Origin of the sequence: Stenomitos frigidus ULC18, assembly GCF_003003795.1 — a bacterium.
In the GTDB taxonomy this organism is placed as follows: domain Bacteria; phylum Cyanobacteriota; class Cyanobacteriia; order Leptolyngbyales; family Leptolyngbyaceae; genus Stenomitos; species Stenomitos frigidus_A.
Genome location: NZ_PVWK01000004.1, coordinates 1 through 20,184, shown reverse-complemented (window position 1 = coordinate 20,184; position 20,184 = coordinate 1). Strand labels below are relative to the sequence as shown.

Sequence of the window (20,184 nt, the reverse complement as noted above, 5' to 3'; positions counted from 1 at the left end):
AGCAACGACTCTGTCCTAACAACAACTTAGCCTACTAGCAAATTTTCTTCTGGGTAACGCACTGCACTGGGGCTTGGATCGCCGAGCAGCGCACCCATCAGCAGTAAAACTCCGACTCGCCCAATGTACATCGTGGCGATCAACACCAGCTTGGCAAAGGTCGAAAGTCCGGCTGTAATGCCGGTCGAAAGCCCCACTGTAGCAAAGGCAGAGACGACCTCAAATAAGATGCGAATAAAGTCGAGCTCTGGATCGGAAAGGGAAACCAGCGTGGTCATGACCAGCACGGTTGCAAGTGACCCGACTGCCACGCCAACCGCTTTGAGAATCAGTGACAGCGGAATCTGACGTTCATACAGGGCAACCTCTTCTTTCCCCTGTAAGATGGCTTTTGTACAGCTTGTGAGCACCCGTAGCGTTGTGGTTTTAATCCCACCCGCTGTACCGCCGGGACTGCCGCCAATCAACATTAAGGCGATCGTCATAAACAGACCAGCGGTGGTCATTTGGCTGATATCGATCGTGTTAAAGCCAGCAGTTCTGGGCGTTACCGATTGAAACCAGGCGGTAATGATCTGAGTACTCAAGGGCATAGAGCCCAGTGTCTTGGGGTTTCGCACCTCAACAAAGAAAAAGGCGATCGCACCAGCCACCAGTAAAATTACGGTGGTACTGACGGCAACCTTGAAGTTGAGAGAAAGCACAAGCCGCCCCGATCGCTTCAGGAGACGATCGCGCAACCACAAATACATTTCAAAAATAGCCTCGTACCCAATGCCGCCAAAAATAATCAACCCGGAGATGACCAGGTTCAACAAGGGCGACGCTTGATAGCCCACCAGGTTATCTGGAAACAAGCTGAAGCCAGCATTGTTCCAGGCGCTCACACTATGAAACGTTGCCAGCCACAGCGCACGCCCCGGCCCATGAGCGGGTGTAAAGACCACTAGCAGCAAAAAAATACCCGTGATCTCAAAGATCAGGGTTGTGGCAATGATGGAGCGGATCACCTGTGCTGTCCCTTGCATCTCGCTGCGATCGAGGGCTTGCTGTACGGCAATTTTGTCTCGCAGCCCAAATCTGCGCCCGATAAGCAGTAGCAGAAACGTTGTGGCTGTCATGTATCCCAGCCCCCCAATCTGGATCAGCGCCACAATAAAAAATTGCCCGATGGGGGAGAAATAGGCCCCCGTGTCAACGACCACGTGTCCCGTGACACAAACAGCGGATGTTGCTGTGAACAAGGCTACCAGTAGATGATCCCAACTCCAACCGCCCTCACTGATTGAAAACGGTAGCGTCAGCAGCAGGGTTCCGATCACAATCACAGTGAGAAAGCCCAGGCAAATCGTTCGAGAGACGGTCATTTAAGATAGGTGGTTAGACGATGATGAATTCACATAGAAAAGCCAAACCTGCTTGGTATGCAGCAGGCATACAGCCTTCTGAGCAAGGGATTCTGAGCAAGAGGCAGTCTCAACGTTCCTTTTGAACTGTACGCCATCTTACCGCTTCCTATCGTACTTCTTCCACAGCCGTTGTCAGCTAGTTTAAAGCGGCGGCGCTGCATCTAGGGATGATGGGTGCAAAGAGTTACCGACCACCGCTCATACCCAAGGAATGGCCTGTATAAAAAGTTTTTAAAGTAGCGATACAGGTATGCGCCTATGAGCATTCAGTATATTCCAGCAGATCTTCTTTGTCTTTTCACAAACCAGTTGGCTGGCTCACCATACCTTTACTGACATACCTACGTGAGGCGCTTAGTATAGTGAGCGTAACTTTTGTTTGCCGCAGATTCCTAAGAGGTGTTGCATGAAGGCAGTGATATTGGCTGGCGGATTAGGTACGCGACTGAGTGAGGAGACGGCAATCAAGCCCAAACCAATGGTTGAGGTGGGTGGTCAGCCGATTCTCTGGCACATTATGAAGACCTACTCAGCCCATGGAGTGAATGATTTCATTATCTGTTGTGGCTACAAAGGTTATGTCATCAAAGAGTTCTTTGCCAATTACTTCCTACGCATGTCAGATGTCACCTTTGACATGCGCTTCAATCAGATGAACATTCACGCCGGGAAGGCTGAACCCTGGCGGGTCACACTGGTTGATACTGGTGAAGAAACGATGACGGGTGGACGCCTCAAGCGTGTGCGGGAGCATATCGGCAATGAAACTTTTTGCTTCACCTACGGTGATGGTGTGAGCAATATTAACATTGCCAAACTCATCGACTTCCACAAGGCTGAAGGGGTATCCGCCACGCTGACTGCAGTACAACCGCCTGGACGTTTTGGCGCAATCTCCCTCACTAAAGAACAGACCAAAATCACGCAATTCCATGAAAAGCCAGAAGGTGATGGGGCCTGGATTAACGGTGGCTACTTTGTTCTAGAACCTGAAGTCATTGACTACATTGCTGACGACACAGTGATGTGGGAACACGAACCGTTGAAAAAGCTAGCTCACGATGAGAAACTGACTGCCTTCAAGCATGATGGTTTCTGGCAACCAATGGATACGCTCAAGGACAAAAACTATCTGGAAGATTTGTGGCAGAAAGGGAAAGCACCCTGGAAAGTTTGGTAGATCCAACCCCTTTGACCCCAGGCGATCCCATTAGATTTCAGTTCATTATCAAGGGCAAAAACTATGTACGATTTTGCGATCGTCGGTGGTGGCATCGTCGGTCTTTCTACGGGCGTTGCCCTGAGCCAGCGTTATCCTGACGCAAAGATTCTGGTACTTGAGAAAGAAAGCCGCTGGGCCTTTCACCAAACTGGCAACAACAGCGGCGTCATCCACTCTGGGCTTTATTACAAACCGGGCAGCTTCAAGGCAACCTTTTGCCGTGCGGGTGCCCAATCAATGGTTGCCTTCTGTCAGGAACATGACATCCCCCACGAAGTCTGTGGCAAAGTGATTGTTGCCACTGAGGAGAAAGAACTGCCACTCCTGGAGAATCTCTATCAGCGGGGCTTGCAGAACGATATCAAAGTCAAACGGCTCACCGCAGAAGCAGTCCGGGAGATCGAACCGCACGTCAACTGCATTGCGGGAGTGCAGGTTTTTTCCACAGGCATCGCCGACTATAAGAAGGTTTGCCAGAAGTACGCTGAACTCGTCCAGCTAAGTGGCGGCGATCTGCGCCTCAACACTAAAGTCCTCAAGATTGTTGAAACAACGACAGGACAAGTACTTGAGACGAATCAAGGCACCTTTGAAACGCGGTTTGTGATTAACTGTGCAGGCTTACACAGCGATCGTGTTGCCAAACTGGGCAACGTCGATCCTCAGGCAAAAATTGTGCCCTTTCGAGGGGAATACTACGAACTCACTCCCGAAAAGCGTTATCTGGTCAAAGGGTTAATCTATCCCGTCCCCAATCCTGACTTCCCCTTCTTGGGTGTCCACTTTACCCGCATGATTGACGGCACCGTCCATGCTGGCCCCAATGCAGTACTCAGCCTCAAGCGTGAAGGGTACAAAAAGACCGACTTTGACCTGCGGGACTTTGCTGAGGTCATGACCTATCCTGCCTTCTGGAAGTTGGCTGCCAAGCATGCCGACGAAGGGATCAAAGAGATTGTCCGTTCCTTCAGTAAAGCGGCGTTTGTCCACAGCTTGCAGCGTCTGATTCCAGAAGTACAGGCGGCGGATGTCGTGCCCACTCATGCGGGTGTGCGGGCACAGGCACTGATGAACGATGGCAAGTTAGTTGACGATTTTCTGATTATCAAGGGTCAGAATTCCGTTCACGTTTGCAATGCGCCTTCGCCTGCGGCGACCTCGTCCATTGAAATTGGTAAAGCCGTCGTCGCCCAAATCCCTGCACCACAACACTTGCGTACAGCCGTCAACGTTTAGCACGCTTATTAGGAAGAAACAATGAAAGTACTGGTTACCGGAACAGAAGGTTATCTGGGTTCCTTAGTGGCTCCCCTCTTGATGGAGCGTGGGCACGAAATCACCGCTGTTGATACGGGCTACTACAAGGTCGGCTGGCTTTACAACGGCACAGATCTGACGGCTAAGACCCTTAACAAAGATATTCGCCACATTACGGCGGAAGACTTGAAGGGCATTGAAGCGATCGTCCACATGGCCGAATTGTCCAACGACCCTACGGGGCAACTGTCACCGACCATTACCTACGACATCAACCACAAAGGTTCGGTGCGGTTGGCTGAACTGGCAAAAGCCGCTGGCGTCCGTCGCTTTGTTTATATGTCTTCGTGCAGCGTCTATGGTGTTGCCAGCGGCGACGGTTTTACCACCGAGGAAACGCCCGTCAATCCTCAGACTGCGTATGCTGAATGCAAAACGCTGGTAGAGCGGGATGTGAGCCCTCTCGCCGATGACAACTTCTCACCAACGTTCATGCGGAACGCCACGGCTTTTGGGGCATCGCCTCGCATGCGCTTTGACATTGTGCTGAACAACTTGTCAGGGCTCGCCTGGACAACGAAAGAGATCAAAATGATCAGCGACGGTACGCCCTGGCGTCCACTGGTTCACGCGCTGGACATTGCCAAGTCGATCGCTTGTGCCTTAGAAGCACCCCGCGATATCGTGCACAACCAGGTGTATAACGTTGGCGATACGGCAAATAACTACCGAGTCAAAGAGATTGCCGAAATCATTGCCAGCGTGTTTGAGGGTTGCCAACTGAGCTTTGGTGAGAGTGGCTCCGATAACCGTAGTTATCGCGTTTCGTTTGAGAAGATCAATACTCAGTTACCGGGCTTTAAGTGTGACTGGAACGCCCAGCGTGGCGCACAGCAGCTTTTTGACCTGTTCAACCGTATCGACATGACAAAAGAGGTGTTTGAGTCACGTGGGTTTACTCGCTTGAAGCAGTTGGAGTACCTGATTCGCACCCAGCAAATTGACAAAGATTTCTTTTGGAGCAAGTAATGAAATTCACCGAAACTAAGCTAAAAGGCGCGTTTATCATTGATCTGGAATTGCGCCATGACGATCGTGGTGGCTTTGCCCGCACCTTTTGTGCCAAAGAGTTTGAAGAGCATGGGTTGAAGCCAACCGTTGCACAATGCAATCTGTCCTTTAACTACAAGGCAGGTACATTAAGAGGCATGCATTATCAGGTTGCACCCGCCTGCGAAACCAAGCTGGTGCGCTGCACAAAGGGCGCTATCTATGATGTCATCATCGATATGCGACCAGACTCTCCCACCTACAAGCAGCATATTGGTGTGGAATTAACGGCAGACAATCGACGGGCGCTCTATGTGCCAGAACTGTTTGCCCACGGTTATCAAGCACTCACCGATGACGCTGAAGTGACGTATCAGGTCGGTGAATTTTATACCCCAGGCTACGAGCGTGGGTTGCGCTATGACGATCCTGCCTTTGCGATCGTCTGGCCAGTTCCCGTGACGGTTATCTCTGAAAAAGATGCAAGCTGGGCACCCTTTGAAGCGGTTCCCCTGGCGGTCGGTTAGCACAGTGACGATGAGGTCAGTGGAAGCAATTGCCATCTGCATTTAAAGTAAATGATGGGGTGTCCTACCGAAATTAGGTGTGCTTTATGAAACTAAGTGTGATTTTGCCTTGTTTCAACAGTGCTGCAACGATCGCAATCCAACTTGAGGCACTGGCAGCACAACAGTGGTCAGGCACCTGGGAAGTCATTGTTTCTAACAATGGTTCTACAGATGATTCGATGGCAATTGTGGAGCGTTATCGCGATCGTCTCCCTAACCTTCGCATTGTCAATGCGTATGAACCACCGAAACCCCGACAACCCGTTGCTCACTCTTACAACGTCGGTATGCAGGTGGCAAGCGGCGACGCCTTTGCCTTTTGTGAATCCGATGATGAGATTGCCCCTGGCTGGGTTGCAGCGATGGGTGAGGCGCTCTCGCAGTTTGATTTTGTTGCCGGTCGACTGGAGTACCGTAAGCTGAACCCCGATTGGTTGACTGTTGCTGGTGGTCACCAGCCTCAGCAGACAGGGTTAATCGAGAGTTGTGTAGACAGTCCTCCTTATCTCTCTGATGCTAGTGGTTGCAATCTCGGCATGACACGCAGGCTTTACGAAGCAGTGGGGCCATTAGATACATCCTTTCCCTACTGTTACGACAAAGATTATTGCTGGAGAGCTCAGCTTACAGGCTTTAAGCTCCATTTTGTGCCGGATGCCCTGATTCATTATCGTCTGCGTCAGACACCAGGCGATCTTTACAAGCAAGGGTTGAAGTGCGGCAAAGATTTACCCTTGCTTTGCAAGCGCTATGAAATGCCCCTAGGCAAATTTGTCATCTTGAATCGCCTGAAAGGGCTGAGCTCGAATTTAATTCATGGACCCAGACTATTCATCATGTCGGTATTCAATATTCGCCGTGGTCGTGGCGGTTTTGCCTGGTGGTCGTGGGGCCTGGGGTATTGCATTGGGGAAATTCAAGGTTTGAGCAAGTACGCGCTTCAGGGCTATCCAGATCAGGAACCAGATCCCTCATTAAGCCGGGTTAAGGCGAGGGTGAATTGATTACCAACAAAAACCATTTGGTTTGAACAAGATTTTTACTAGGAGTTCTCATGTTTATCGTTGATACCGCCTTAAAAGCTCGTGCAGAAGCGGGAAAACCCGTCAAGGTTGGCATGATTGGTGCTGGCTTTATGGGTCGTGGCATTGCAAACCAAATTGCAAACTCGGTTCCAGGGATGGAGTTGGTTGCGATTTTCAATCGCAACTTGGATGGAGCAAAGCGCGCCTATACAGAAGCGGGCATCGAAACCTTTCAGGTGGTCAAAACGGTTGCTGAGCTAGAAGCGTCTGTCGCTCAAGGCAACTATGCGGTCACCGATGATGCCATGTTGCTGTGTCGGGCAGAAGGCATTGATGCGCTCATTGAGGTGACAGGCACGATCGAATTTGGTGCCGAAGTGGTTCTGGAAGCGATCGCGCACAAGAAGCATATCGTCTTGATGAACGCGGAGCTAGACGGCACCATTGGACCCATTCTTAAGGTTTATGCCGATCGGGCTGGCGTGATTCTTTCTGCCTGCGATGGTGATCAGCCGGGTGTAGAGATGAACCTCTATCGCTTCGTCAAGAGCATTGGATTGACTCCATTGCTGTGCGGCAATATCAAAGGTTTGCAAGACCCCTACCGCAATCCCACCACCCAAGAGGGCTTTGCGAAGAAGTGGGGACAGCAAGCGCACATGGTTACAAGCTTTGCCGATGGTAGCAAAATCTCCTTTGAGCAGGCGATCGTAGCCAATGCGACTGGCATGAAAGTCGCCAAACGGGGCATGTTGGGTTACGACTTCAAGGGACATGTGGATGAAATGACTGGCTTGTACGATGTGGATCAACTCAAAGAGCTGGGCGGCATTGTGGATTACGTGGTGGGTTCCAAGCCGGGTCCCGGTGTCTTCGTCTTCGCGACTCACGACGATCCGAAACAGCAGCACTACCTCAATCTCTACAAACTCGGTGAAGGGCCGCTGTATAGCTTCTACACGCCGTATCACCTGTGCCATTTTGAAGTGCCGTTATCGGTCGCGCGGGTCGTGTTGTTCCGTGATGCCGTGATGGCTCCGATCGCGGGTCCCGTTGTGGATGTCATTACGGTTGCCAAAATTGACTTGAAAGCGGGCGAAACGCTGGACGGCATTGGCTACTACATGACCTATGGACAGTGCGAAAACTCAACCGTTGTGCAGGCAGAAAATCTCTTGCCGATGGGCCTGGCAGAAGGTTGCCGTTTGAAGCGCGATCTTTCCAAAGATCAGGCGCTCACCTACGACGATGTCGAACTGCCACCCAATCGCCTCTCCGATAAGCTGCGGGCGGAACAGAACGCTTATTTCGCTCCAGCAGCCGTTCTTGCCGCTGTCTAACCATCAACCTTTAGGAGCGTTCTAGCAAACAAAAGACCCGTAGGAGCAGGTTCGATCACAAGGTGAACGGCTAGAGGGCAAAACTTGCCCGTACCCAACGGTAAATTTTTGCTTGGAAATCTTCTTAAGTTTCGCCGAGCGGGAGAGAGTTTTCAATGAGAAAATTCTCTGCCGCTTGAATGTTGAGGTGATTTAAATCAATCGGCAGCAGATCCATTAAATCTCTATAGTCTTTGCGATTGAAATGAGTATGATGTAGCGAGAGATTTTGGGGTGAGCAGAATGGGAACACTTGGGCAGCAATGAAGGGAACCAAACTAAGAACTGGCAAGCCAGTGGTCACCCTCATCAAGAAACCCCGCTCACAGAAAGATGGCAAAACTGATATGAAGCGCTGCAACGATCGCTCTGCGGAATTAGTCTCTCTGGTCATTACAGCCTACAACCGGGAGCAATTTCTGGGGGCTGCCATTGAAAGTGTCTTGGCACAAACCTACCCGCACCTTGAACTGGTGGTGTGGGACGATGGTTCGACCGATCGCACTCTCGACATTGCCCATGCTTATGCCAGCCTTGATGCGCGAGTGCGAGTGATTGCAGCACCGCATCAAGGGCGAGTGCGATCGCTACAAGGAGCCATCAAACAGGCGCAAGGAGCCTACTTAGGCTGGGTTGATAGTGACGATCGCCTGGCTGCCAATGCGTTAGAGGCAACCATCGCAGTACTGAGCGAACAGCCAACCGTCGGCATGGTCTACACCGACTATTGGGATATGGATGCCGCCGATCGCGTGTTGAGTTACGGGCAGCGGTGTCGGATTCCCTACAGCAAAGAGCGGCGGCTGCTAGATTTCATGACCTTTCACTTCCGTTTGCTGCGGCGATCGGTGTTTGATGCCGTCGGCGGGATTGATGGTTCACTCGACTATGTTGAGGACTACGATCTCTGCTTGCGCCTTTCGGAAGTGACAGCGGTGCACCATCTTCAGCAGCCGCTTTACTACTACCGTCATCATGACCGCAATGCCTCGCAGGAGTGGCGGCTAGAACAGGTTTTACGATCGCAAACTGTTATTCAACGGGCACTTCAGCGGCGAGGACTGGATCGACAGTTTGAGCTACAGGTGCAGATGCCCGCCGGACGCTTTCGGTTACGCCGTAAGTCTCGCCCCATTGATACCCTGCGGCCACTCTCAGCGTTGCTGCCGCGAGTGGCAGCAATCGGTTCGCTTGCTTGCCTGCCCTCTGTGAACGTGTTGTTTACAAAAGTGGCTCAGGCTCAGTCGATCGTGCCTGCTGCTGGGACGAATACCATCGTGACGCCCAACAGCAATCGTCTGGATATTAGTGGTGGCACGCGATCGCAAGATGGTGCCAATCTTTTTCATAGCTTTCAGCAGTTCGGCTTGACGACCAATCAAGTTGCTAACTTCCTTTCTACACCTCAAATTCGCAACATTTTGGGGCGCGTGGTTGGCGGAGATGCCTCTGTTATCAATGGGCTGATTCAAGTGACGGGTGGCACATCTAACCTGTATCTGGTCAATCCGGCTGGGATTGTGTTTGGCGCAAATGCCAGACTGAATGTGCCAGGAGCCTTTACCGCCACAACAGCCACCGGGATTGGCTTTAACAACCGCTGGTTTAGCGCGATCGGTGCTAATGACTATGCGCTGCTGAGCGGTGATCCGGATGCGTTTGCCTTCACCGTCACCCAGCCAGGGTCGATCGTGAATGCAGGATCGCTGGCGATGCTTGCAGGACAGCGACTTTCACTGGTGGGTGGCACTGTGGTCAATACAGGCACACTGACAGCACCAGGAGGACAAATCACGATCGCGGCGATTCCAGGGCAAGCACTTGTACGACTCACCGAACCGGGCAGCCTGCTGAGCTTTGAGATTGCCCCACTGAGTCCTCAGACTGCTACAACCAGCACCCCTCAGTCATCGCTGCCAAATGCTTGGGCGTTACCGATCGCCTCGCTCCCCGCATTGCTTACGGGTGGTGACTTGCAGAATGCAACGCGCATTGCGGTTAACGCTGATGGCAGCATTCGTCTATTGGCTGTGCCTCAACAAAGCATTCTGGTCTCGTCAGGCACTGCGATCGCTAGTGGCCGTGTCAATGCGTCAGGCGAGACGACAGGAGCCTCTCAAACGGGTGGCACTGTGCAGGTGTTGGGCAGTCAGGTGGCTGCTATTGGAGCAAGCATTAGCGCCTCTGGCAACACAGGTGGCGGCAAGGTCTTACTCGGTGGCGGCGATCGGGGACAAGGTACCGTACCCAATGCCTCTAGTACGCTGGTTGACTTCAGTTCTACAATTACTGCCGATGGACTTTTGAATGGCAATGGTGGACGGGTTACCGTCTGGTCAGACATTGCCACTCAATTCTTCGGCCTCATTCACGCTCGCGGGGGTACGGAAGCAGGCAATGGCGGCTTTGTAGAAATTTCTAGTAAAGGTCAGCTGGCGTATCAAGGGTTGGTTGATACTACGGCAGCAGCAGGCACTTTGGGCACCGTATTGTTCGATCCAGAAAACATCACGATCGTGGCAGGCAATGGCTACGGCTCAGGTGATGCACTGCTGCCGACCATTTTTAGCACTGATTTTGCAGCAACGACGCTGACAATTTCGCAGAATGCCCTCCAAAATACGGTGGGTGCCATTCTGTTAGAGGCGACTAACGACATTGTGATTCAATCGCTGGCTACCGGCACACTTACTCTTAATCCACGGTCGACATCACTGACGTTGCGGGCAGATGCCGATCGCAGCGGGGTGGGTTCCATCTCGATGAATCCAGGTGATACCATCACCACCAGCCTAACGGGCGGCAGTACCACAAATCTGTCGTTTTCTGGGGCAAACCTCAGCCTGGGAACCCTCAGAACCGCGACTCCCTCTGCTAACGCTGGGACAGTCACGCTAGCGGCATCCGCTAACCTGTCGGTAGCCACGATCGACACAACAAGTTTTGATGGCGGGATGGGATTTGGCTACGCTGGCGGCGCTGTAAACGTTGCAGCTGGTGGCAATCTAACTGTGAACAGCATTACTACAGTGGGCGCACAGAATGCTGGTAACGTAACGCTGTCGGCACAAGGCAATTTAACAGTGGGTGACATCACCGCGAATGCTGGTACGGCCCTCGGTCGGCAAGGTGGCAGTGGCGGTACGATCGCCCTCAGCAGTACTGCAGGCTCAATTACCGCAGGCAATCTGGTGACAAACGCTCTGGCCGACGGTGGTGATGTAACGCTGCAGGCGTCAAGTAATAACGCAGACATCACGTTTACGTCGATCGATAGCAGCGCCTCTCAAGCGGGCGGCGTCGGTGGGTCAGTTGATATAACAGCGGGACGCTTTGTGCGGGGTCTTGGCTTCACGCTCACCAATCCCTCCGCGACCATTACCGCCGCCGCCGGTGGCTCAGTGACTATCCGGCATGGTGGTGGAGCCTTGAATGTGCCCTTCGTCGTTGGTGATGCGAGAAGGAATGGTACGGCTGGCGCGATCGTGGCAGGCTCGGCTGCGTCACCCAACAGCCTTGCACCAACGCAATCATTCTCCCAAAGCGCCAGTCAGGGCACCATTCAAATTGTGACCACGCTACCGCCTAAAGAGCCCGATCGCCCAAAACTGCCCACGGATGATCCGACTAACATCCTGATCGACGCACCAGAAACGCCGCCACCACCCGAAGTACCCGAAGCAATAGCGGCTGGCTTTGATGATCCTGCCACCACTGAAGCGGCGTTGGAACAAGAGGCGATCGGGGCGTTTGAAGCCTATCTCGATCTGCCAGACGAAACGCCCAAGACGGCTCAAGATGCCGTGAGCGTTCTGAGCCAGATTGGGGATGTCTCTGGCGTCAAGCCAGCCTTAGTCTATGCCTTCTTTGTGCCGCCGAATGTGGCAACTGGGTTGCCTGCGAATCGGGCACGCTCTCGTGTTGCGCGCTCAAAACAGCCAGACCAGACTGTGGCAGCCGCTAAAAGCCTTACGTCAGCCTTGCCAGGGTCGATCGAGGTTGCAGAGACGGCAGCAGCACGACGTGACAGCGCTATTCTACGCAGCGCCCAACTGCAAAAAGAACCGTTGGCAAATGGCAACGACCAACTCGAACTGGTTGTAGTCACTGCGGATGGCAAGCCGATTCGTCGCCTGGTTCCCGGTGCCACGCGCGGACGAGTGCTGCAAGTCGTCCACCAATTTCTGAATGAAATCACCGATCCGCGCAAGAACCGCACTACCAGTTATTTAGCTCCGTCCCAACAGCTTTATCGCTGGCTTGTTGCCCCGATCGAACAAGAGCTACAGACAAAAGGCATTGGCAACCTGGCTTATATTGCCGACACTGGGCTGCGCTTTTTGCCAATGGGCGCACTGCACGACGGTCAGCGCTTTCTCGTCGAAAAGTACAGCACTGGGTTGATGCCTAGCTTGAGCCTGACCGATACGCGCTACGTGAGCCTCAAAAACGCGAAAGTTTTGGCGATGGGTGCCTCTACCTTTACTGACCAGCCGCCATTACCCGCCGTCCCAACAGAACTGTCGGTGATTACTAAAGAGTTGTGGTCTGGCACTGCGCTTCTTAACCAAGCATTTACTCTAGAAAATATGAAAGCGGAGCGCCAGCAGGAACCCTTTCAAATTATCCATCTGGCTACCCACAGCGAGTTTCAGCCTGGAGCCTTAAGCAACTCTTACATCCAGCTCTGGCAGACCAAGCTCCAGCTCAGTCAGCTCCGTCAATTGGGCTGGAACAGTCCGCCTGTCGAGCTTTTAGTGTTAAGTGCTTGCCGCACCGCGTTGGGCAGTGATGAAGCCGAACTAGGCTTTGCTGGCTTTGCCGTTCAGGCAGGGGTTAAGTCTGCTTTGGCAAGCCTGTGGTATGTCAGCGATGAAGGTACATTGGGACTGATGACCGAGTTTTACCGCCAGCTGCGGACGGCACCCATTAAAGCTGAGGCACTCCGGCAAGCCCAAATCGCCATGCTGAAAGGAGACGTTCAAATCACAGATGGGCAACTGCGTGGCTCTCGCGGTGGCGGCATTCAGCTACCGATCGTCCTCGCAGAGCGTACCGGCAATCATCGGTTGTCCCATCCCTACTACTGGGCTGCGTTTACGCTCATCGGTAGCCCGTGGTGACGCTAGCGCGATTCGCTGTAGTCGGCTACATTCGCTACACTGTGTGGTGATCCCTCTACAGTATGAATTGATGGTGCGCTTGCTTTTTAGCGTCAAGGCGTGACTGTTCCTTCCATTTGTTCGGCTTGCTTCACGCTTAAACAATTAAGCAAGAGCCCGTCTCAACAAGAGCAAATTAATTGCGGGAAATTTCTGCTCAATCGGAGAGCCATCGAATGACAAAACGGCATGCCCGACAACTGCGAAAATTAGAAGCTAAGACGACTACGGCACCATTGCAGTCATTTGATGAAGCACTGGCAGAGCCGACGCCGAGTCTAGCTGAGCTACAGCAAGAGAATGAACGGCTTCGAGCAGAGCTTCAGGCGCATCGAGAGACGGAAGCAACACTACGCCAGCGCGAAGAGCAGTTTAAAGCACTCATCAACAACGTTCCGGGTGCCGTTTACCGCGCTGCCTTTGACGATGATTGGACGATCGCGTTCATCAGCGATGCGATCGCCAAACTCACAGGGTATCCTGCGGCCGACTTCATCAATAACAAAGCACAAAGCTTCAACAAAATTTGTCATCCCGACGATCTGCAGCGGGTCGACCGTGTCATCCGCACTGCCATCCGGGCGAAACAGCCCTTTGTGGTGGAGTATCGCAACATTCGAGCCGACGGTCAGGTCATTTGGGTCTGTGAACAGGGTCACGGTGTCTACAATGAAAACGGCGACGGGCTCTGTCTAGACGGCGTTGTACTGGATATCACTGAACTGAAGCAGACTGAAGCCGCGCTGCGACGGAGTGAAGCCCGCCTGAAACTCATTACAGATGCGTTGCCTGTCTGCATTGGCTACATCAATCGCGACCAGTGCTTTCAGTTTGCTAACAAGACCTACGAAACCTGGTTTGGGATGCCAGCAGCAGAGATGTATGGCAAACATCTGTCCGAGATTATTGGTGAAGCGGCTTACCAGTTAGTTCGAGAGCATGTTGAGCGTGCGCTTGCTGGCGAAACCGCTACCTACGAGATGGAATTGCCCTATCGGTTAGGTGGGCGTCGCTACATTAGCGGCGTGCTTGTACCAGACATTGATGCTCACCAGCAGATTCAAGGCTACTACGCCCTTATCATCGACACCAGTGCCCAGCAGGCGGCACTACGTGAACGCAAACGGGCAGAAGACGCTCTCAAACAACAGGCAGAACGCGATCGCTTAGTCAGCGCGATCGCGCAACGCATTCGTCAATCACTGCGCCTAGATGACATTCTCAACACAACCGTGCAGGAAGTGCGGCTCTTATTGGAAGCCGATCGTGCCTTAATCTATCGGTTTCGGCCTGACCAAACGGGTCTCATTACGGTTGAATCGGTCGGCGACCCATGGCGAGCGCTTCAGGGTGAAGTGATCCGCGATTCGCGTTTTTTGAGCGATGCGTTCAGGCAGTTTGACCCCAACGAATGGACAGCAGTCGATGATATTTACGGTGTGGCATTGCCAGACTATTACATCAATCTGCTAGAGCAGCATCAGGTCAAAGCCTTTTTGAGGCTACCCATTATCGTCGGTGACGCCACCTGGGGTTTACTCATTGTGCATCACTGTGAGGCACTACGAGCGTGGCAGTCGTGGGAAGTGAACCTCCTCACACAACTGACAACCCACCTGGCGATCGCCATCCAGCAATCAGAGCTGTTCCATCAAGTGCAACAGCTCAATGGGGTTTTAGAAGGTCAAGTTCAGGAAACTATTGGTCAACTACAGCAAGCCCTAGCGTATGAAGCGCTGCTCAAACGCATTACTGACAGTGTGCGCGATAGTTTAGATGAAAACCAAATTTTCCAAACAGCCGTACGCGAACTTGCGATCGGGCTCAAGCTAAATGGTTGTAGGGGTGGGCTCTATGACCGCGATCAGCAAATCCTTACTCTTACCCATGAGCATCTTTGCCATGACTTGCCCTCTGAGCTAGGACGCAAGCTGTCGATCACAAGCGAAACAGGCATCTACAATCAAATGTTTCAGGGGAAGCATCTCCAATTTTGCCCACTGTCTACCTTCACCAGCGAAGTCCGGACGATTCAAACGAAATACACCATCCTGGCTTGCCCGATCTTTGTCGCTGCTGACGCTGAACAGGGCGATGGTCAGCCAGAAATGATCGGCGATTTGTGGCTTTTTCGCGGCCGAGAGGCCATCTTCAGTGAAATGGAAATTCGTCTGGTGCAGCAAGTGGCCAATCAGTGTGCGATCGCCCTTCGGCAGGCGCGTCTGTATCAGGCCGCCCAAGCACAAGTCATTGAGCTAGAGCGGCTCAATCAGCTTAAAGATGATTTTCTTAGTACGGTTTCGCATGAGCTGCGAACGCCGATGTCGAGCATCAAAATGGCCACCCAGATGCTCGAAGTCACCCTGTTTACAGATCTCGATCGCGAAGCGGGCGAAGAGCCTGATGCAGCCACGTATCTTTCTAGCGACTCTGCTCAAAAGGTTAGCCGCTACTTTCAAATCCTGAAGGACGAAGGCGAACGCGAAATTAAGTTGATCAATGACTTGCTCGATCTGTCTCGGCTCGATTCGGGCAGAGATCCGCTCTTTCTGTCCACCCTACCGCTGCAAATCTGGCTGCCTCACTTAGCGGAACCATTCCTGCAAAGGACACAAACCCAGCAACAACGGTTGTCGATCGCGGTCTCTTCCGATGTACCCCCTGTTACAACTGACTTTTCCTACCTGGAGCGCATTCTCAGCGAGCTTTTACAGAACGCCTGCAAATATACTCCTGGCGGCGAAACAATTACAGTGCTTGCCTGCACGGTGGCGTCGGCTGAATCAGAATTACCCAGACAGCCTTTAGTAACAGATGATCAAGTCACTGGCGATCGTGTCGCCCTGATCAAGCTTTCAGTAATCAACTCTGGCATTGAAATTTCTGCGACCGAGTGCGATCACATTTTTGACAAGTTCTACCGCGTCCCCCATCACGATCCCTGGAAGCATGGGGGTACGGGTCTGGGGTTAGCGCTGGTGAAAAAACTGGTGGAACGCTTAGACGGTGAGGTCTGGGTTGAAAGTGGCAATGGTTGCACCAGCTTTGTGCTGCATTTTCCGAGTGTATTGCGTTAAAGATTGCTGTATTCTCATGAAGCCGATCGCGATCGCGTTGACTCATTACTGGCCTTGACCCATCCATGAAAGTTGCTACCTGGAACGTTAACTCAGTCCGCACACGCCTTAACCACGTGGTTAACTGGCTGCAAGAAAATCCAGTAGACGTACTGTGCTTGCAAGAAACGAAAGTGATGGATGAGAGCTTTCCGCAGCAACCGTTTACCGAGCTGGGCTACCACGCCTACATTTCTGGACAAAAGAGCTACAACGGGGTGGCGCTCCTCAGTCGCGAACCTTTAAGCGAAGTCAGCACAGGTTTTGCACCATTGTTAGGAGACCAGGCGATCGATCTAGATGAACAGAAGCGTGTGATTACTGGCGTGCTGGATGGTGTTCGCATTCTTAACCTTTATGTACCCAACGGTTCCTCTGTCGGTAGTGAAAAATATCTGTACAAACTGCGCTGGCTCGAAGCTTTACGAAACTACTTGCAGGCATTAGGAGCCAGCAGTCAGGAGCCAGCAGCCGATTCCACTTCCCACTCCCCACTCCCCACTCCCCACTCCCTTCTGGTCTGTGGCGACTTCAACATCGCACTCGAAGACATCGACATCCACGACCCAACGGGCCGCGAAAAGATGGTCATGGCAACCGAGCTAGAGCGACAGGCACTGCGGTCAGTTCTGGAGTTTGGGCTTGCAGATGCGTTTCGGAAGTTTACGCCCGCAGGGGAGCACTTTAGCTGGTGGGACTATCGTGCGGCTGCCTTTCGGCGCAATTTGGGCTGGCGCATTGACCACATTTATCTCACACCCGATTTGTATACAAGAGCGATCGCCTGTGCGATCGATGCCGCACCCCGCAAGCTTGAACAACCCAGTGACCATGCTCCTGTATGGGTCGAACTGTAGCTAGTTGCAAAAGAAGAGCTTAGTTGTTAAACATGAGTGGTTAGCGTTTGGAGGGTAGAGGCTTTCTACCGCTGGTATGGTCGTAGGCTGATTCACGTCAGCATCGCTACCATCCATAAAGGCAGCATGAAAGCGATCCCATCAATCATTCCAACTAACAACCAACCACTAACAACCAAAAACCGATCATGTTCTTAGTCACTGGAGCCACTGGAGATCTCGGTCGTCGGGTGGTGCGACTGTTGCGGGAGCGCGAAACACCTGTCCGATCGCTGGTGCGCTTAACATCCCGCTATGCTGAACTAGAAAATCGTGGTGCCGAAATCTTTATTGGCGATTTGCGCCGAGAGCGCGATCTTTCTAAAGCCTGCCAGGGAGTCCAATATGTGATCAGCGCACACGGTTCTGGCGAATCGTCGGATGGCGACGCTGAAACAATTGACTACAAGGCAAATATCGAACTCATTGATCAGTCAAAAGCCAATGGCGTACAGCATTTTGTTTTTATTTCGGTGCTGGGAACCGATCGTGGCTATGAAGATGCGCCTGTCTTTAAAGCAAAACGAGAAGTGGAGAAATATCTGCAGGCGAGTGGTTTGAACTACACCATTCTGCGTCCCTCTGGCTTTGCCTCAAACCTTTTACCGCTGGCAGAACAATTCAGGAAAACAGGTTTGTATGTGCTGATTGGCGATCCGCTGAGCCGTACCTCGATCGTCAGTACCGATGATTTAGCACGTATCGCGATCGAGTCTGTCTCTACAGACGGTGCACGCAACCAAATTTTCGCGGTCGGTGGCCCAGACATTCTCAAGCGTGAAGATATTCCTCGTCTTTTCAGCCGTATCTTTAATCGTGAACCGTTTCTGCTCAACCCTCCTTTGTTGGCGGTGGATGGGCTACGCAGCGCGATCGGGCTGTTCAACCCCAAGCTTCGCTCAAGTTTAGGTACGCTAAGGACGCTGCTAGCCAACGAGTTTTTCACTACCCCAACCGAAACCGAGCGTTTAGAGTCTACGTTTAACTTCAAACTAGAAACGCTAGAAGCATTCTTACGTCGCTATTTAGGCATCTAGACAGGGGTCAAACAGTCAAACCTTGTACGCTCGCATTGGCGATGAGTAAGTTCGTGAGTTGAGCTGGGTTCAGGGTGGGATTGGCACTGAGTACTAAGGCGGCGACACCAGAAACATGGGGCGTTGCCATGGATGTACCGCTTAAGCTCTGGTAAGTGTTGTTAGGCGCTGTGGAAAGAATATTGACTCCTGGCGCAACGACATAGTTGAGCGGTACAGCACCCGCGCGATCGGAGAAGGCTGCGAGCTTTTGATTGCGATCGATCGCACCCACCGCAATCCCCCATTGGTTCGCCAGGTTTGCTGGGGCCGTTGGTTGGTTACCGCCATCGTTTCCGGCTGCCATCACTACTAAAGCACCTTTTTGATTCGCGTATTGCACCGCACTGGCGATCACGCTTGAGGCACTACCACCCAGACTTAGATTAATGATTCTGGCTTGATTGTCTACAGCATAGCGAATGCCAGCCGCCACATCTTTGTCACTGCCACCGCTGTCTCTTAGCACACGAACAGGCATGATCTTAGCGTTGTAAGCAACACCAGTGATACCGAAGCTATTCTGCTCGGCGGCGATCGTTCCGGCAACATGTGTACCGTGCCCATTGCTATCGGTTGGCATATTGTCGCGATCGACAAAATCCCAGCCGTGCACGTCATCTACAAAGCCATTTTTGTCGTCATCAATGCCATTGCCAGGAATTTCGCCAGCATTCGTCCAAAGATTATCGATGAGGTCGGAGTGGTTCGTATCGACGCCCGTATCTACCACTGCCACAACGATTCCCTGCCCGGTATAGCCTTTTGCCCACACGGCAGGTGCATCCACTAAGTCCAGATCCCAGGCATTGGTGCTGGGGAGCGACGGGGACGGTATGTTCTGCCCAGTAAGAATTGTGATGGCTTGACCAACATCCACTAACCCATAGCCATAAGAGGTGTCATAGCCTACGGGTATGGGTATGGGTGTTGCCTGGGTTTGCAGGGTGTAGTTGGTGTCGCCGCTGTACTGGTGGACGTTGATAAAGTACGTTCCTGCTGCCAGCCCGATTACGATCGACTCCGACTGGCTACCAGGGTTCGATGAACTGCCAACCACTTCGCCAGGATCGACGATGCCACTTTGATTGGTATCTTGAATGAGCTGTAGATCAGCATCCGCAGTCAAGTTACTTAACGCCACGTTAAGACTGCTGGTGGCGCTCAGCGTCAAGCGGTAATAGTTGTCAGCCGTAATGCTGCCCACAAAACCACTGGTCGTTTGAGGGCTACTCACTACGCCCAGAGAAAAAGCGTCTGTGGGTGTATGTCCCGTTGCGATCGTAGACACAGCAGTGGGTAAAACGCTCAATGTAGAGCTGATACCGCTTTCGTTGTCCTCAACCTGCACATCATATGTGCCTACAGCCAACGATCGGCGCTCAAGCGCTGCGTGTACCAAAGGCATCCATCCAGAGCCTGTATTGCTCTCATCAGAGCCGCGCGAATGGCTATCAGTTGCTGCTAGTGGTCGATCGGGGCTCTCGCCTAAGCCATGCTGTGCTGCTGTCAACGCATAGGCAACAAAGGGCTCAGCGTCGTTAGTAGGAGCTCGGTACCCCTGACCTGAACGGCTAAAAGCAGTCGCTTGATTGCGAAGCGGGTCGTCAAAAGCATTGGTTGGCATGATGCCTGTAGTGGCGATCGGATCAAATGCTAAACCACTGGCTAAAGAGCGTATCGTCTCGAAGTCATCAGACAACATAACCAAAACAGTCTCACTTGAAAAGTGCAGAGACAGGGAAAGCAACTCAGTTCGATCAGTATGGACTCAGCTCGATCAGTATGGGCATTTTGAAAACGCCACTTACGATGAGCATCGAAGTTCTGCCGATACTCTCGTCGGACGTATAGCTGGTCGCGATCGGGTCAGCGTAGGCAGTCTTCAATTTTATCAGGTAGAGCAACCGACTCAAGCAAAGCAAACAAACCAATCCAAGCAAATGCTAGGGTCTGTTTTAAAACTATAGCCACATCATGATAGAGGCTAGAGTCAGCATGGCGAGGTAGTTTTCAGCCTTTT

The 20,184-nt window shown here is 52.3% G+C and carries 12 protein-coding genes; 10 read left to right on the top strand and 2 right to left on the bottom strand.

The features are described 5' to 3' along the window. Positions 1–26: 26 nt before the first annotated feature. On the bottom strand, positions 27–1,367 hold the full coding sequence (locus tag C7B82_RS00295) for a TrkH family potassium uptake protein (RefSeq protein WP_106254320.1): 1,341 nt from the start codon (positions 1,365–1,367) through the stop codon (positions 27–29). 448 nt (positions 1,368–1,815) lie between these two features. Between C7B82_RS00295 and rfbF the strand changes: the two genes are divergently transcribed. The 10 genes from rfbF to C7B82_RS00245 all read left to right on the top strand — a co-directional run bounded on the left by rfbF (position 1,816) and on the right by C7B82_RS00245 (position 18,122). Next, positions 1,816–2,589, top strand: coding sequence for a glucose-1-phosphate cytidylyltransferase (rfbF, locus tag C7B82_RS00290; protein WP_106254319.1), 774 nt, complete (start codon positions 1,816–1,818; stop codon positions 2,587–2,589). A 63-nt stretch (positions 2,590–2,652) separates the two neighbouring features. Further along, positions 2,653–3,867, top strand: coding sequence for an L-2-hydroxyglutarate oxidase (gene lhgO, locus C7B82_RS00285; protein ID WP_106254318.1), 1,215 nt, complete (start codon positions 2,653–2,655; stop codon positions 3,865–3,867). A 21-nt stretch (positions 3,868–3,888) separates the two neighbouring features. Further along, entirely contained in the window at positions 3,889–4,917 is a 1,029-nt protein-coding gene (locus tag C7B82_RS00280) for an NAD-dependent epimerase/dehydratase family protein (protein ID WP_106254317.1), read from the top strand. Then, positions 4,917–5,465: a dTDP-4-dehydrorhamnose 3,5-epimerase gene (rfbC, locus tag C7B82_RS00275; protein ID WP_106254316.1), complete on the top strand. Its 549-nt coding sequence runs from the start codon at positions 4,917–4,919 to the stop codon at positions 5,463–5,465. Before C7B82_RS00280 ends, rfbC begins: the two co-directional genes overlap by 1 nt. Positions 5,466–5,551: 86 nt before the next feature. Further along, positions 5,552–6,511 carry a glycosyltransferase family 2 protein gene (locus C7B82_RS00270; RefSeq protein ID WP_106254315.1) on the top strand — a complete coding sequence of 320 codons (960 nt, stop codon included), beginning with the start codon at positions 5,552–5,554 and terminating at the stop codon, positions 6,509–6,511. Positions 6,512–6,561: 50 nt separating this feature from the next. Continuing rightward, positions 6,562–7,872: an NAD(P)H-dependent oxidoreductase gene (locus C7B82_RS00265; protein WP_106254314.1), complete on the top strand. Its 1,311-nt coding sequence runs from the start codon at positions 6,562–6,564 to the stop codon at positions 7,870–7,872. Between the two features lie 302 nt (positions 7,873–8,174). Then, positions 8,175–13,034 (top strand): CHAT domain-containing protein, encoded by a 4,860-nt coding sequence (locus tag C7B82_RS00260; protein WP_219903850.1) that lies wholly within the window; start codon positions 8,175–8,177, stop codon positions 13,032–13,034. Between the two features lie 215 nt (positions 13,035–13,249). Then, positions 13,250–16,150 carry a PAS domain S-box protein gene (locus tag C7B82_RS00255; RefSeq protein ID WP_106254313.1) on the top strand — a complete coding sequence of 967 codons (2,901 nt, stop codon included), beginning with the start codon at positions 13,250–13,252 and terminating at the stop codon, positions 16,148–16,150. Between the two features lie 65 nt (positions 16,151–16,215). Next, on the top strand, positions 16,216–17,046 hold the full coding sequence (gene xth, locus C7B82_RS00250; protein WP_106254312.1) for an exodeoxyribonuclease III: 831 nt from the start codon (positions 16,216–16,218) through the stop codon (positions 17,044–17,046). A gap of 188 nt (positions 17,047–17,234) precedes the next feature. Further along, positions 17,235–18,122: an SDR family oxidoreductase gene (locus C7B82_RS00245; protein ID WP_106254311.1), complete on the top strand. Its 888-nt coding sequence runs from the start codon at positions 17,235–17,237 to the stop codon at positions 18,120–18,122. A 7-nt stretch (positions 18,123–18,129) separates the two neighbouring features. Here C7B82_RS00245 and C7B82_RS33475 read toward each other — a convergent pair whose 3' ends face one another. Further along, positions 18,130–19,866: a S8 family serine peptidase gene (locus C7B82_RS33475; RefSeq protein WP_106254310.1), complete on the bottom strand. Its 1,737-nt coding sequence runs from the start codon at positions 19,864–19,866 to the stop codon at positions 18,130–18,132. Positions 19,867–20,184: the final 318 nt, after the last annotated feature.